Genomic DNA, 16,102 nt, shown 5'->3' on the forward strand with positions numbered 1-16,102 from the left:
GACCACAGGACTATGCGAGTACTGACACACTTTTCTACTCCACCAACAGGGCGGTGGCAGCGGTGGGTAAAGAACTGTTCATTAACTATTCGCATAATGTCGCTTAATTTTGAGTACTTACTTATATGTATATTTGATAAGATCGCTTTGCGATAATTCGCCGAAATCAGATTTAATTGAAGCCAAATATTGCCTGTCAAACAAGTTTAAGGTTGCACAATAATTGCTCCTATTTTTCAATCGGATAAAACGACCATCTTCGGAATCCATTACTTCAAGATACCCATATTTCCCAAGAGTAGCAATGTCTTGATTTGCTTGGAAAGAAAAACAACCATATTTATATGGAACAAAGTCATAAGATTTCACATCCTGCTTTCGGGTAAACAAGAATAAGTATTTTTGGAGACATTTAGCCGTAAGTTGTCCATCAAATACTTCTAATAGAGCCAATAATATTTTTCTTCTATAGTATAACATATAGCAAAGATAGATGATAATTTTTGATTTTATTCTAATGTAGTTACCTAAATTGGAAATGTACTGAAGAAAAAAGAAGAACTTGAAAATTTAATAAAATACAAACAATTGCAAAACAACTTTCCTAATTAAAATAGAATGATTAATTTTGCTGGCGTAAAGGATGATAACTAATCAAGTATAAAAAGATAAAAATTATGGCGCTAGAAATTACAGATGCAACGTACGAAGAAATTCTACAATCAGAAAAACCCGTGGTAATTGATTTTTGGGCGGAATGGTGTGGCCCATGCCGTATGGTAGGCCCTGTTGTTGATGAATTGGCTACCGAATATGCCGGTAAAGTAACCATCGGAAAGGTGGATGTTGATAACAACGATGCCGTTACCGCCAAGTTTGGTATCCGCAATATCCCAACAATATTGTTTTTCAAAAACGGGGAACTTGTCGATAAACATGTGGGAGCTGCACAAAAATCGACTTTAGTCGAAAAAATCAATAAATTATTGGCGTAATCTATCAGGATAAACAAGCATAGCCCGGATATTCGATTTAAAATCGAATATCCGGTTTTTTTTTGGGGCTCACCAGCAAAACCATTCACCGCGAAGGACACGAAACATAGGAACGCAAATTGCGCAGATTACGCTAATTATCTCAATTTATATATAGCTTAAAATCAGTTAATTATCAAGAAAATAATAATTTATTTACGTGAATTTGTGTAATCTGCGTTCTTTCTGTGTTCAGATATTTACTCCCCATATTTCCGGTATGTTCCAATTATTGCTCGCTGAAAGTGGTATAAAAAGCATACTTTCAGCGACTAATAATCTATTACAACGCCAATTGGGGCATTGCAAAAACTTGTTTTTATGTTCTACAACATATTTTCGTGATGCGGATAGGTATAGTGTATTGATACACATATAAATAGGAATAATTGTGTTTGTGTGTGTACGCACACACTTTTATTATACGAAAATCTCGAGTATATTTGTTCGACCTTAGAAGCAATGTAAGGATTCGGAATCATTAACAAAATATATAAACTGAAATTAGCGAATAGACATGAAGAAAAATTTGTTTGACATTGAAGGTAAAGTTATTGTAATTACCGGTGGTAGTGGAATTTTAGGTTCCGATATGGCTAAATATCTAGCCTCAGAAGGCGCTAAAGTGGTAGTATTGGACAGGAACGAAGAGGGTGGAAATGCCTTGGTTGGCAAAATTAAGGGCGATGGCGGCGATGCTATTTTCTTGCTAACCGACGTATTGAACAAGGAAGTATTGGAGCAAAACCGCGCCGATATTTTAAAAGCATACGGCAGAATTGATGTGCTGGTAAATGCGGCAGGCGGCAATATGGCCGGAGCTACAATAGCGCCCGACAAAACAATTTTCGACTTGCAGATAGATGCGTTTAAAAAAGTGGTTGACCTAAACCTGTTTGGAACAGTTATACCTACCATGGTGTTTGCGAAAGCGATGGTGGACAATGGTTCGGGTAACATCATAAATATTGCATCCGAATCGGCTTTGCGCCCATTGACCCGTGTGGCAGGATATGGCGCCGCCAAATCGGCTGTTGCCAACTTCACCAAATACATGGCTGGCGAACTGGCGCTGAAATTCGGAGCAGAGTTTCGTGTAAATGCTATGGCGCCCGGATTCTTTATTACAGAGCAAAACAGGGATCTTTTATTAAATCCGGACGGATCATATACCGACCGTTCGAGAACAATATTAGCCCACACGCCCTACCAACGCTTCGGCGAAGCAAGCGAGCTTTTAGGTTCGTTGCACTATCTAATCAGCGATGCTTCCAAATTTGTAACCGGAATAGTTTTGGTTATTGACGGTGGTTTCGATGCATTTTCAATCTGATTTGAGTCCAATATTAAAGCGCTGATAATCAATTTTATTAGATTGTTAATCCAACTGTGAGGGGCGCCTTATTGACGAAAGTAGCAAATATTTGTATCTTTCGTCAATAAGGCGTATATTTGCGAAAGTTTTATTCTTATGATAGCAAGAGAAATCTATTTGCAAAAACTCCGTCTGCTCAAAGACCACGATTTGATAAAGGTAATTACAGGCGTGCGCCGCTGTGGAAAATCTACACTTTTGGGAGCGTTTCGCAATGAATTGGAGGAATCGGGGGTTCGTCCCGAAAATATTGTCTTCCTCAATTTTGAAGAACGGGAAAACATCAAATTCAGTAATTGGACTGTAGTTTATGACGAAATTCTATCCAAAGTAAATTCCAGTCAAAAAAGCTACATCTTTTTGGATGAGGTGCAATTAATTGCCGGTTTTGAGAAACTTGTGGATAGTTTGTTTGTCAAGAAAAATATTGATCTTTACATTACAGGATCTAATGCCTATCTGCTTTCGAGCGAGCTGGCTACGCTGCTTACGGGTCGTTATATTGCAATCAACCTGCACCCTTATTCTTTTTCCGAATATGTTTCTGCATTTCCCGAAGAAAAGAATAACGATCGCCTGTTTCGCCAATTTCTAAATAACTCCTCTTTTCCCGAAGCTGTAACTATTTCAAAAACAGCGCCCGAACTTGTGAATGACTATTTGCAGTCAATCTACGATACGGTTATAGGAAAAGATATTGTGTATCGGCATAAATTGCGAAATTTGAATAATATACAGCGAATTATTGAGTTTTTGTTCGATTCTGTCGGTTCTCTTGTTTCGCCAACCAATATTGCCGAACAGTTGAACAAAAAATCAGGCAAAAAAATTTCGCACAACACTATTATTAAGCTAATACACTACCTTACGGAGGCATATATTCTCTATGCCGCTCCAAGATACGACATTAAAGGAAAGGAATTATTATCAACCAATGAGAAGTATTATGTTGTTGATTTGGGATTGAAAAATATCATCCAAACCAATAGGTATGATGCAGATTTGGGGCATAAATTGGAAAATATTATCTATTTGGAACTTTTGTGTCGTGGCGGAAAGGTTTTTGTCGGCAAAAACAAAGATAAGGAAGTTGATTTTATTGTACAGAAGGCAAATAATGAACGCGAATATTATCAAGTTGCTTATACTGTTAATGACGAAAAAACATTTGAACGGGAAATTTCGTCATTAAGAACGATACGGGACAACTATCCTAAGTACCTTCTAACTCTTGATTACGATAATGCCATAATCGAAGGCATACAAAAGAAAAATGTAATTAATTGGTTATTACATAAATAAATGATTGTAAATCCCAATTGAATCTCCAAGCTTTAATACTTAAAACTACTCCCCCCTAAAAATTCGCGCAGAAGCGAAGTAGGCGGAAGTTCGTGGTCGCTTATTCCGTTGAAATAGCCCAGGAACTTGAGTAGGCGGTTTGCTTCGGCATATTCGGGAACTCTTTGAGGCACCTCTCTCAGAATTGGTTCGGCGTATTTTTTGAGGGCGGCGAGTTCGTATATCATGGCCGAATTAAACATTATATCGGCATTTTCCTGAAACGGGAAAATCCATTTTTCTTCGCCTTTTCTTACGCTTCTCCACCGCGACAGGGTGTCTATGGGCGAGTAGCTACGGTATTTGTAATCGCGTACCAGCCTCCTTAACAGGCGGTTGTCGGTGGTTGGTATCCAGTTGTGGTTATCGAGCGAAATGGTTGTCAGGGCCGATACATAGATCATGAATTTTTTCGCCGGGTCTATTTGCAGGGTTAAATTGGGGTTCAAGCCGTGAATGCCTTCAATCACCAAAATCGTTTGGTTATCAATCTGAAGCGTCTGTCCCTTGTATTCTTTTCTCCCCGTCTGAAAATTGAAGCTGGGCAGCGATACTTTTTCACCGTTCAGCAGCTTGTTCAAATCGGAGTTGAACAAGTCCAGGTCTAATGCATACAGCGACTCAAAATCGTAGTTCCCGTTTTCGTCCAAGGGGGTCAGCTCTCTGTCAACAAAGTAGTCGTCCAACGATACGCCCACCGGTTTTAGCAGGTGTGTCATCAACTGCACTTCCAATCTTTTTCGGAATGTTGTTTTCCCCGATGATGACGGGCCGGCGACAAACACAATCCGGACGCCCTCGTTGTACCTTCCTTTTATTTTATTGGCATATTCGGCAATCGACCTTTCTTGCAGGGCTTCCGATACTTTTATAATTTCCGACATCCGGCCTTCTTTGTTTGCCTTGTTCAAATCGCCCACATTGTCAAGCCCGATAATCCCTTGAAAAATATCCTGCTCCTTATATACATTGAACATTTTCGACTGATTGATAACCGGTTCCAGTTCAACCGGATCGGCTCTGTTCGGGATGCGCAGTAAGAACCCATCGTAGAGCGGTTCTATTTCGAAAAGCGTAACGTAGCTGCTGTATGGAACAAGTGTTCCGTAAAAATAATCTTCATAGTCTTCTAGGCGGTAATAGTTGGAGTAAAGCGTACCGGAGGTTTCGAGCAGCAGCGCTTTATCCTCAAATCCCTGTTCCCTGAAAAGTCCCACCACTTTTTCCGTTTCGTCTTCCAAGGGCTCGAAAGGAATGTGCTGATTGATTAACTCCCACATCCTGTCCTTTATCCGCCGAAGGTCGATGTTCCCCGACTTCCAATCTCCTTCTCCCGATATGGTCAGATAATACCCCCTCGATACGGGATGCTTTATATGCACCTGCGCTTTGGGACACACATCGTAAACCGCTTTTGCCAGAATGAAACACAGCGAACGAACATAACATCTCCGGCCAGACGATTCGCCAATGTCGATAAATTCAACAGTCTTGGGGCGGTATATCTGATAATGGAGCGATTCGGTTTTGTTATTTACCTTGGCCGAAGAAATCAGGTAAGGCATCTTAATATCCAGTGTTTCTTTTATTTCGAGGAGCGATGTGCCGGGCGCCACATCCAGATAGGTATTGCTATTTTTACAGAAAACCCGTAGTTTATTGTCCATATTCAAAATTGATATTACTCGATTTAGAAGCATATTTTTGTAATATGCCCTCAAATGTAACAATTTTTGAATAGATTAGCAAAAAGTTTTGACTCTTCGGGCAGGTTGGAGGGGCTTTAAATCCCATCCATAATCTCAAACAGCTCGTCTTTTGTAGATGCCCTCAACATGGCGATTCGTGTTTTTCTAAAATCGGGAATGCCTTTGAACAGGGGGCTTGCTGCCAGATGCCGTCGGCTGTGTATTATGCCGCCACGCTCGCCGGAGTAGTCGATGTTTTTGCTTATGTATTCTTTCAAAATACCGAGGTAGTAGTCGAAAGGCTTCTCAGTGGGCAATTCTCCTGTATTCAGGTAATGCTTTACGTCTTCAAATATCCAGGGGCAACCGATGCTGCCCCGCCCTATCATCACGGCGTCCACGCCTGTTTCGTCGAAGCGTTGCTTGCAGGTTTGCGGGCTTGCTACATCGCCGTTTCCAATGATGGGAATGTGCATTCTTTGGTTCTTTTTTATTTCAGCTATTAGTGTCCAGTCTGCCTCGCCTGTGTACATCTGGCTGCGGGTGCGACCGTGTACGGTCAAGGCTTGTATTCCGGCATCCTGCAATTCTTCGGCCAGTTGCACTATTATTTTCGAGTCCTGATCCCAGCCCAGGCGTGTTTTTACGGTAACCGGAATATTCACGGCTTTCACCACCTCCCGCGTAATTTCCAGCATCAGTTCGGGCGTTCGGAGCATCCCCGATCCGGCTCCCTTTCCGGCAACCTTCTTCACGGGGCAGCCGAAATTTATGTCCAGTATATCGGGCTTCGCTTCCTCGCATATTTTGGCCGCCTCCACCATGGCGCTTACCTCCCGCCCGTATAGTTGTATGGCTACGGGGCGTTCCTCTTCGCTAATGGCTAACTTCACCTGCGTTTTGTTTACGTGGCGGATAAGCGCATCGCTCGACACAAATTCGGTATAAACCATATCCGCCCCAAACCGTTTGCATAACAGGCGGAACCCAATATCGGTAACATCCTCCATCGGAGCAAGAAAAACGGGGTATGGGGGGAATTGTATGTTTCCTATTTTCATTTCGGTATAGCTAAAATCCAATTGGCATGAGTTCAACATAAGAGTAGTCCGTTAGGACTTGCATATCAATAGAAAAACATGACCGGAAATATGGGGGTAAATAGTCGAACACAAGAAGAACGCAAATTACGCGAATTCGCGCAACTGGTTTTAAACAATATATAAATTGCGAAAATTTGCGTAATCCGTGTAATTTGCGTTCCTATGTTTTGTGTTTACTGTGCTGGATAGTTGTCATCCCCAGTTTTTCGGCATGAGCCCTAATTTTCCGATTTACAACAACATAGGGCGTTGTCCTATGCTATTGCTTAAAGGCCTTCAGCCTTAACGGCTATATCATCGTAGCACGACCGGGAATCGAACCCGGATCTAAAGTTTAGGAAACTTCTATTCTATCCATTGAACTATCGCGCCAAATCGTGGCAAAAGTAATAGTTTTTTACTTACGAAGCAAGTATCTTATTTATATTTAGCCCACCTGAAAACTTCTTTCAGGCTGGGTTTCTTTCCGTACATCAATATGCCTATGCGATAGACTTTAGCGGCAAACTTGGTTGTCAGAATAACCGAGCCATAAAGGATGACCAGAGATAACAGCATTTCCCACAACGCCACCTCAGCCGGTATGCGCACCATCATCACAATGGGCGAAGTAAGCGGAATAATGGAACACCAGAATGCCAGTGGCCCATCCGGATTATTTACGCTGTATATGCCGGTATAGAGGGCAAAAATAAAAATGAGTGTTACGGGCATCATAAATTGTTGCGAATCCTGTGCATTATCTACCGCCGAAGCAAACATGGCAAATATGGCTGCATAAATAAGGTAACCGCCAATGAAAAACAAAATAAAGAACCCGAGAATATATACCCAATTCACCGACGACAGCAGCGTAACGTAAGAAAGCGCAGCTCCGGCCCCGACAGCGGGCATAAGCGAGCTGCTAACGCCCATCAACACGCCTCCCATCACTATCCAGGTAAACAACTGCGTGAAACCAACCAGTCCGATGCCGATTATTTTACCCATCATCAAATAGAAGGGGCGGACGGACGAAATCATCACTTCTACTATCCGGTTTGTTTTTTCCTCTATCACGCTTTGCATCACCATCGCGCCATAAGCCATAATGAACATATACATAAATAGAATGAGGGCTAGTCCCAGTCCCGATGCCAATTTAACCGAAGATTCCTTTTCATCCCCATCCTGATTGAGGCGAATGGCGCTTACGGCTATCTTATTTTTCGATTCCAGTATTTCCCGTATCGACTGCACGACTTCTTCGTCAACCGAAACGGCTTGCGTGTATTGCGTTAAGCGGTTCCTTTTTGTAACTTCGGTAAGCGTTTGATTGATGTAGCCCAGTAAATCCAGGGGGACTTGCTTTTCCGATAAAAATGTGGCTGCATTGGGCGTTTGGCTCAGGTCTCCGGTTATTTGCAATATGCCGAAAATCTCCTTTCCTATTTTCGACCGCGAATCACTTGTATTGTTGTCTGCCAAATCGAAAGAATATTGGCTCGAAGACTGAAAATACGGAGCATACAAACCCGTTTGGTCTATAATAATAATGTGTTTCTCTTCCGTATCTTCAACTTGGGCGAGCAAAAGTGGAAGGAATATCAAGGCCGCCGATAAAAACGGGATGCAGAGCGTTATTATAATAAACGATTTCTTTTTTATCCGCGAAAAATATTCGCGTTGTATGATAAGATAGAGTGATTTCATTTTCTTATAGGTTGTTGGTTACTGTTTTTATAAAAATATCGTTCATGCTGGGCAGGACTTCGTCGAAGGCCAGCGCCTCGTACTTGTCTATAATTGTTTTCAGCAGGCAGGCATTCGACTGATTATCCTGTTTTTGAATCCTGGCAACCGTATAATCGTTTTCTTGCACGGCAGACAATATCGAGAACATGGGTGATTCTATCGAAAATTCATTCCCTGCCACTTTAATCATCAAGATATTGTCTTTGTAGCGGTTTTTTATCTCCGAGACATTGCCCTGCAACACTACCTGCGATTGATTGATTAACGAAATCTCGTCGCAGAGTGATTCCACCGATTCCATGTTATGGGTCGATAAAATAATCGTTTTTCCTCTCGCCTTCAGTTCCAGTATTTCGTTTTTCAGCAGTTCGGTATTAACAGGGTCGAATCCGCTGAAAGGTTCGTCAAGAATCAACAACTCGGGATCGTGAATAACCGTTGCTATAAACTGCACTTTCTGCTGCATTCCTTTCGATAGTTCTTCTATTTTCCGGTTTCGCCAGGACATAATCTGAAACTTCTCGAACCAATAGCCAATCCTTTGCTCTGCCTCTTTTTTCGACAAGCCCTTGAGTTGCGCCAAAAACAAGACCTGTTCGCCCACCTTCATTTTTTTATAGAGCCCTCTCTCCTCGGGCAAATACCCTATATTATATATGTCATTCTGGACCGATGGCTGTCCGTTTATAAATACTTCTCCGCTATCGGGAGCCGTTATCCGGTTTATAATTCGGATCAGGGTGGTTTTTCCGGCGCCGTTTGGCCCAAGCAAACCATAGACAGCGCCCTTCCTGACGCGGATATTCACCCCATTCAATGCCAGGTGGTGAGCATATTTTTTTGTAACATCAATTGTTTCTAAATAATACATAGTTATGCGAATTATTTTAAGTTACGAATGTACGTAGCGCTGTCTCAAAAGAACGCAGATTTCGCGAATTACACAAATTTACGCAAATAAGCCCTAGGGCAAACGCATGAAAAATTACTGCTTATGCCTTTCGGTAAAGTTGCTGATATGAGCAGGAGATTCCTCCCTTTGGTCGGAATGACGGCCTCTTTTTGGGGAGAGGGGAGTAGGAAGTGGCGGCTTCGCCGCCACTTCCTACTCCCTTAAACCACTAATGGGCGAGTCATTCCGACCAAAGGGAGGAATCTCATCCGTAACAGTAGTCCTAAAATTTTTCATGCGTTTCACTATATCTTTTCTTATTTAATTGAATTTCAACAATAAATAAATTGCGATAATTCGCGTAATCTGCGTTCAAAAATACTTTTGAGATGCAACCTTAAACTTTAAACTCATTCTCTATCCTGCTCACAAGTGATTCCGAGACAGGATATTCAAATTTCCGGGCAAAGAGGGCGTTCGATTTAATAATGTCATTGTAGTCGGATTCGTCCAGATTGGCCGGGAAATTCCCGTTTCTTTTTTCCCAGACAATAAACCTCAGATTGTTGTTTACTACATGCTCTTTCAATGGCGAGTTCATAATAATCGTCTGAAAGAATACCTCTTCGGAGCAAAATGAATAGTTGAACCTTTTTAAAAACCGCGGATGCGCCCGAAGATAATCAAAAATGTATCCGATGCAATTCCGGCTCAACGACCAGTAAGTCGATCCGCCAAACAAAGGAGGAAAATCGTTCGGAAAGCCTCTTTTTATCTTCAACCTCTTCTGCAACTTGATGATTCCTTTGGCTATTTTTTCGCCCCAGCCTGTCCGTCCGTCAATCAGATCGTATATATTAAATAAGGAGATCCTGTCCAAGCCTCCATTTTCCCAGTTTTTGTAAGGAAAGGGATTGAATTCCAAAAATTCTTTTCCCTCATTCTCTTCCCGGAAAGCCTCGAATTGAGCTGTTGATTGAACAGGGAAATCATGTCCCGTGATTAAATGGAAATACTTGGCGTCAGAATTCTTCAACGCAGCTTCCAAAAGCAACAATATTGCTTTCAAATGATTTATTCCGCCCCAGTTTACACTGTACTTTTGTGAAACAAGTTTTACATTGTCTTTTCTTCGTAGTTTTTCTATTTCATCTTTCGGAATAGCGCTCTTTTTATCAATGTGAATAAAACAGTAAAAACCGGAGGGCGAATTGCTGAAAAAGTCAACAATCTTGTTCAGGTGTCCGCTATTTTTATAGGCCGTTATCAGTATTGCTTGCTGCATAATGTATATTGCTGTTATTACTCGCAAAAATAGGAAATAATCAACGTTATTGTGGCAAATTATTCTAATTAATGAGTACTGGCTTCAAATAAAACAGAAGATTTGCTTGAAATTTAAAAATAAAGTTGTACATTTGCACATTGATGTGAATTAACGTTAATCAAACTTACGATATGAACAAGAAATTTTTAAGTATTGTAGCAGTATTTATCATGAGCGGGGCTCTTTCAGCTTATTCCCAAGATGGAGCTTTCACTGTTGCATCTCCTCAGGATGAGGCTAATCTTAGCGCATACAAAACAGCATGGGCAAAAAATCGTTTTAAAGACACATGGTCTATTACTCTTGGAGTTGGCGCCCAAACTGTATGGGGCGAAGATGACAGAAAAGTAGATTTTAACAGAAGGGTAACTGTTGCTCCATCACTTACCATCGGCAAATACTTTTCTCCTATATGGGGGTTCAGGTTGCAATTGACCGGAGGTACATTGCATGGGTTCAATGACGGTCAATCCGGAACATACCGGAAGTGGAATACCGGAAGCAAGAACTATATGGGTTTAGGAGTTACCGGCACTCCGGGTTATCCACCGGCATACCACGGAACAGATGGAGATCCTGATTTCAATACATGGGACCCACAGTGGAACACCATGTATCCTGATGCATTCGCTAGCGGTGATATAGCAGGAGGAAATGGAGCCGCATATTACTGGGTACCCGGAAGAGATGGCGCCAATAAATCTTTCTATATGCAGCACGTGAAATATGTTGCTGCCAACTTCGATTTTATGTTCGATTTCCTGACATTGATTGGACATTATGATCCTAGAAGAGCTTTTGAAATAACTCCTTTTGCGGGAGCTTCTGTCGGCCATGTATTCCCGCACTTGAATAATGAATTTTATGACGTAGTGGGTGTGAATGCAGGGTTAAATGCTAGAATCAGATTAACCAGCAAGTTCGATCTTAACATTGAAGGAAACGCAACTGCCTATCCCGATGATTTTGACGGACAAGCAGGAGACAATGAAACTTTAGACCTTGTAACCCAAGCGTTTGTTGGTATTACTTATAAAGTAGGAAAAAGCACTTGGGAAGTTGCCGACCCTGTTAATTACGAACTGGTTCAAGACTTAAATCAAAAAATAAATAACCTTAGAGCCCAGCTTGATGCTGTAGTTCCATGTCCCGAATGTCCGGTATGTCCGGTATTGCCGGAATCTGTGGGAACCTTTGCCGCAGATGGTACATTTGTCCCCAATACAGAGAATAAAATCAGTAAATTCTTACCCGATCCTGTATTCTTCCGTATAGACAAATCGGTAATTGATGCTTCTGAATGGTCGAAAATTGAGAAAGCAGTTGATTACTTAACCAAATATCCTCATGCAAATGTAATTGTAACAGGTTATGCCGACAGAAAGACAGCTTATCCTGACTACAACCTGAGATTGTCGGAACGCCGTGCGAAAATTGTTGCGAAAGCGTTGACAGAAAAATACGGAATTAATCCATTGAGAATATCAATCAACTGGGAAGGTGATAAGATTCAACCTTTTGAAGTGAACGAATGGAACCGTGTTGTTGTATTTGTGATTGAAGAATAAGAAATTATAAATTATAAAAGATACCCGGGTAAATTGTTTGCCCGGGTATTTTTTTTGAAAAAGAATGGGCTTCAGGCTATTTTTTGTAACTTAGCGTGATGAAAAAGGATGTAGTAATCATCGGAGCAGGACTGACCGGGTTGACAATGGCTTTCTTATTGAAAAGAAAAGGGTATGACGTGGTTGTACTCGAAAAAGCCCATAGAACGGGTGGAACGATGCATACACAAACCGAAAAAGGCTATGTGTTTGAAGAAGGCCCCAATACCGGCGTTGTTTCCAACCCCGAAGTAGCAGAACTTTTCGAGATGCTCGGATTAAACTATGAAGTTGCCGATGAAACGGCGAAAAAAAGACTGATACTGAAAAACAGAAAATGGCATCCCCTACCCGCAGGCCCGTTGTCGTTTATGAATACGCCGCTATTTACAGTTACCGATAAATTCAGCATCCTGTTCGAGCCTTTCCGAAAACGGGGAACTGAGCCTGATGAATCGGTGGCATCTCTGGCCAGACGCCGGATTGGCAACTCTTTTGTCGATTATGCCGTCAACCCTTTTATATCGGGGATATATGCCGGCGACCCCGAAAAACTGGTTACAAAATACGCTCTGCCCAAACTTTATAATCTGGAACAAACTTACGGGAGTTTCATAGGCGGAAGTTTTCGGAAAAGCAGGGAGAAAAAAACCGGAAGAGAAAAGAAGGCATCAAAAAAAGTGTTCTCGGTAAGAGGCGGGTTCGGCCAATTAGTGAAATCGTTGGAAGAGCAAATCGGCGCTGACAATATTATTTGCAATGCGCACAACATGGTGGTTAGTAAAGAACAGGATGGCTATACAACAGCCTGTACAGCCGGCAATTTTGCGTATGATATAAGCTCAAGGTTCGTTGTATCTACCATCGGAGCATACGCGCTGCCCCAATTAGTCCCTTTTATTCAGACTGAAGAGATGAGCGCCATAACCAACCTGAACTACGCCAAAGTGATACAAGTTGCCGTTGCCCTGAACGAAAATGCCTTGAATGAAAAATATGCGTCATTCGGCGGACTGATACCTAAAAAAGAGAACAAGGACTTGCTGGGCGTGCTACTGCCCTCCTGTTGTTTTAGTGGAAGAGCGCCGGAAAACTGTGCTACCTTGGCCGTTTATTTGGGAGGAACAAGCCGTCCCGACCTTTTTGAACGAACAGACGATGAAATAGGAAAGTTAGTATCGGATGCATTATCCGAACTTTTTGACATAGCAAAAGAGGACATAAAATTTATGCATATCTTCCGGCACCAAGATGCAATTCCTCAGTACGAAAAAACGACTAAAGACCGGTTAGACGCCATAAATAAAATCCAAAGCGAACATCCCGGGTTAATACTTGCCGGTAATATCCGCAACGGAATAGGCATTGCCGACCGCATACGGCAAGCATTTGAAGTAGTGGAAGAGATATAAAGAAAAAAACGATTATCTTTGCTAACAAAATAAGATAGAAGATGAAAGAATCAATAATTATAAGAAACTTTGGGCCGATAAAAGAAATCGAGATTGATGATATACGGCCTTTAACTGTTTTCATTGGCGAATCGGGAAGCGGTAAAAGTACAATTATGAAAGTTATTGTTCTTTTCCGGTGGATATACAAAATGGTTAATATTCGCTCGTATCTTAAACATGCAAATATAACAACGTCTCCATTTAAATTTGATTTCAACTTTTATCTGACAAATTTTGGTTTTGAAAAAAATGATAATACAGAAATAATATACAAGCGGGGGAACAATGAAATCTCCTACAAAGGTTCTCTTGATACAGCAGTAGTTATACCTGAGAACGAATTGAGTTTAGAAAAAATGTCTTTTGTCGCAGATAAGCGAAATATTATCCCTGATATTCTTGCAAGAGAAGCAAATGTGGAAAGTTTTTTTATTAATGAAACATACAATGATTTTAGGATTGCATACCCATTCATTAAAGAATTACCCATAGATTATTTGGGAGTAAAATATTCTCGGAAGAAAATTGGAGCTGTTACTAAACATTTTATTGAAAATATTGACGAAGATAAGCAATATTCACCAATAAACTTAGAACATGCCTCTTCAGGAATGCAGACCGTAACACCGTTGTCCGTAATAGTTGAATACTTTTCAAAGTATTACAATTTCCAAAAAACATTCAACGACATTATTTTAAAATATATGGCTCAAAGTGATAATCTAAAAAATTTTAATCCGGGGCTAAATATTGGAGAAATAAAGCATAAAAACATTCATATCCACATAGAAGAACCCGAATTGAGTTTGTTCCCCGAAAGCCAGCGCAGTTTATTGAATTTCATTGTAAATAGATGTTTTATTCAGGGGCATAATGATTATAATATGACCGTTATGTTGGCAACGCACAGCCCATATATTATCAATCATTTGAATTTATTAATTAAGGCTAATGACAAAAATAAGTTGGTTGAGGGCGCAAAAATATCTTATGAGGATTTGGCAGTGTATCAAGTTGAATGTGGAAAAATCAATAATTTAAAGATACAGAACGAACGACTGATTAATACCAATCCTCTTTCGGACACTATCAACGATATATACAACGAGTACAATGAATTATGATGATGAAAGAGTTGTTGGAAAAGGATTTCATATTTCATTACAAGCTTGCTGTAAAACCCTCTGTAAATGTCGTTTCAACGAACAACGGCGATTTTGACCTGAAAGACGATACAACACTAGTGTATCCAAAGGGATTGGGAATTGCAAAATACAGCAATCTTAGTTTGAAAGAAGTAAATATTATCAACTACGAACTGTTTTTTAGGTCTTTGCCCCAATTTTTCCAAAACAATAAGAAAATCTGTGATTTAATTGTATATACTTCTGATAGTCGGTATTTTTTGTTGAATGAATTGACAAATACAAATAAGGGTAAAGGGAGAAAAGAGACAAAAGCCATATCTCAAATGCTACAAACTATACAAATTTTATCAGGTGTCCCTGAAATATTACGCTTTGTACAACAACATTTAGTTCGTCAATGTTGCTTTTTCAACAAAAAAGCACAATCACCAAAGCATATTAAAGCAACTGAGGCTTTCGGACGTTTACCAACTCTGTCTCCTCACGGCTTTAAAATGACAAATCCTGATATTGAATCTTATGACTTTGAATTATGGGAATTTTCGGGAGAGCAAACGTATTTACTTAAAAGTAGTTCAACAAATCCAATCGATTTTGCAGAATCGCCGGTAAATATGGCCGATAAAAGAAGCAAATGAATTTACTGAAATTTTTAAATCTCAATGAAATTAGATTCAATAATATATATTAATCGCATACAACGGTAAAAATTTTACTATAATTTTGCGAACAAAAATATACAACCATGGAAATAATTAATCTTTCGGAACGAAATTCTATCCTCAACAAATATGTGGGAGAATTGCGTGATGTGAATATTCAGAATGACAGGCTTCGCTTTCGTAGAAACCTTGAACGTATCGGCGAAATCATGGCTTACGAAATTAGTAAGGAGCTGGATTATTCTCCGCACAAAATTCAAACGCCATTGGGATATTCGTTGACAAACCTGCCCGAAAGCCCGGTTGTTTTGGGGACGATTCTTCGTGCGGGCTTGGGTCTTCATCACGGCTTCCTCAATTATTTCGACGGGGCGGAAAATGCGTTTGTTTCGGCATACCGCAAGTACAAAGAAAACCACCTGAGCTTTAATGTGAATATCGAATACATTGCATCGCCATCTCTGGATAGCAAAACCTTGATTCTGACCGATCCGATGCTGGCGACAGGCGAGAGTATGGAGCTGGCTTATCATGCCCTGATGACCAAGGGAACGCCCCAAAAAGTGCATATAGCCACCATTATTGCCAGTCAGTTTGCCATAGATTATTGCCGGGACAAACTGCCTCAAGCCACGCTTTGGGCGGCGGCCATTGATCCCGAACTGAACGAAAACGCATATATTGTTCCCGGATTGGGCGATGCCGGCGATTTGGCCTACGGCACAAAAAATTGAACG

General features: G+C 40.8%; 14 protein-coding genes and 1 tRNA gene. 8 read left to right on the forward strand and 7 right to left on the reverse strand.

Annotation, left to right across the window (positions count from 1 at the left end):
• Positions 1–117 precede the first annotated feature (117 nt).
• Positions 118–453: a hypothetical protein gene (locus tag ACYPWY_RS10630; RefSeq protein WP_459685507.1), complete on the reverse strand. Its 336-nt coding sequence runs from the start codon at positions 451–453 to the stop codon at positions 118–120.
• Between the two features lie 224 nt (positions 454–677).
• Here ACYPWY_RS10630 and trxA point away from each other — a divergent pair, with 224 nt between their 5' ends.
• From trxA to ACYPWY_RS10645, 3 genes are all read left to right on the forward strand, one after another.
• The gene (trxA, locus tag ACYPWY_RS10635; RefSeq protein WP_459685508.1) at positions 678–995 is read left to right on the forward strand and encodes a thioredoxin; all 318 of its coding nucleotides are present in this window, start codon (positions 678–680) and stop codon (positions 993–995) included.
• 556 nt (positions 996–1,551) lie between these two features.
• The gene (locus ACYPWY_RS10640; RefSeq protein WP_459685509.1) at positions 1,552–2,367 is read left to right on the forward strand and encodes an SDR family oxidoreductase; all 816 of its coding nucleotides are present in this window, start codon (positions 1,552–1,554) and stop codon (positions 2,365–2,367) included.
• A 138-nt stretch (positions 2,368–2,505) separates the two neighbouring features.
• Positions 2,506–3,711, forward strand: coding sequence for an ATP-binding protein (locus tag ACYPWY_RS10645; RefSeq protein ID WP_459685510.1), 1,206 nt, complete (start codon positions 2,506–2,508; stop codon positions 3,709–3,711).
• Positions 3,712–3,743: 32 nt separating this feature from the next.
• Here the strand turns inward: ACYPWY_RS10645 and ACYPWY_RS10650 are convergent, their stop codons facing one another.
• The 6 genes from ACYPWY_RS10650 to ACYPWY_RS10675 form a co-directional block, all read right to left on the reverse strand.
• A complete protein-coding gene (locus ACYPWY_RS10650; protein ID WP_459685511.1) occupies positions 3,744–5,417 on the reverse strand; it encodes a nucleoside kinase in 1,674 nt (557 codons plus the stop codon).
• Between the two features lie 116 nt (positions 5,418–5,533).
• Positions 5,534–6,499: a tRNA dihydrouridine synthase DusB gene (gene dusB, locus ACYPWY_RS10655; protein WP_459685556.1), complete on the reverse strand. Its 966-nt coding sequence runs from the start codon at positions 6,497–6,499 to the stop codon at positions 5,534–5,536.
• Positions 6,500–6,841: 342 nt separating this feature from the next.
• Positions 6,842–6,913: transfer RNA gene (locus ACYPWY_RS10660), tRNA-Arg, on the reverse strand.
• Positions 6,914–6,958: 45 nt separating this feature from the next.
• Positions 6,959–8,233 carry an ABC transporter permease gene (locus ACYPWY_RS10665; protein WP_459685512.1) on the reverse strand — a complete coding sequence of 425 codons (1,275 nt, stop codon included), beginning with the start codon at positions 8,231–8,233 and terminating at the stop codon, positions 6,959–6,961.
• Between the two features lie 4 nt (positions 8,234–8,237).
• Complete coding sequence (locus ACYPWY_RS10670) at positions 8,238–9,146, reverse strand: ABC transporter ATP-binding protein (protein ID WP_459685513.1); 909 nt, start codon at positions 9,144–9,146, stop codon at positions 8,238–8,240.
• A 418-nt stretch (positions 9,147–9,564) separates the two neighbouring features.
• Positions 9,565–10,452 carry a beta-1,6-N-acetylglucosaminyltransferase gene (locus ACYPWY_RS10675; protein ID WP_459685514.1) on the reverse strand — a complete coding sequence of 296 codons (888 nt, stop codon included), beginning with the start codon at positions 10,450–10,452 and terminating at the stop codon, positions 9,565–9,567.
• A gap of 173 nt (positions 10,453–10,625) precedes the next feature.
• Between ACYPWY_RS10675 and ACYPWY_RS10680 the strand changes: the two genes are divergently transcribed.
• The 5 genes from ACYPWY_RS10680 (at position 10,626) to upp (ending at position 16,099) form a co-directional block, all read left to right on the forward strand.
• Positions 10,626–12,062 carry an OmpA family protein gene (locus ACYPWY_RS10680; protein WP_459685515.1) on the forward strand — a complete coding sequence of 479 codons (1,437 nt, stop codon included), beginning with the start codon at positions 10,626–10,628 and terminating at the stop codon, positions 12,060–12,062.
• Positions 12,063–12,160: 98 nt separating this feature from the next.
• Positions 12,161–13,513 (forward strand): protoporphyrinogen oxidase, encoded by a 1,353-nt coding sequence (gene hemG / locus ACYPWY_RS10685; RefSeq protein WP_459685516.1) that lies wholly within the window; start codon positions 12,161–12,163, stop codon positions 13,511–13,513.
• A 41-nt stretch (positions 13,514–13,554) separates the two neighbouring features.
• Positions 13,555–14,679, forward strand: coding sequence for an AAA family ATPase (locus ACYPWY_RS10690; protein ID WP_459685517.1), 1,125 nt, complete (start codon positions 13,555–13,557; stop codon positions 14,677–14,679).
• The gene (locus tag ACYPWY_RS10695; protein ID WP_459685518.1) at positions 14,676–15,341 is read left to right on the forward strand and encodes a hypothetical protein; all 666 of its coding nucleotides are present in this window, start codon (positions 14,676–14,678) and stop codon (positions 15,339–15,341) included. The genes ACYPWY_RS10690 and ACYPWY_RS10695 overlap by 4 nt, the downstream gene beginning before the upstream one ends.
• Positions 15,342–15,448: 107 nt before the next feature.
• Positions 15,449–16,099 (forward strand): uracil phosphoribosyltransferase, encoded by a 651-nt coding sequence (gene upp / locus ACYPWY_RS10700; protein WP_459685519.1) that lies wholly within the window; start codon positions 15,449–15,451, stop codon positions 16,097–16,099.
• Positions 16,100–16,102 lie beyond the last annotated feature (3 nt).

Source organism: Viscerimonas tarda, from assembly GCF_054601255.1.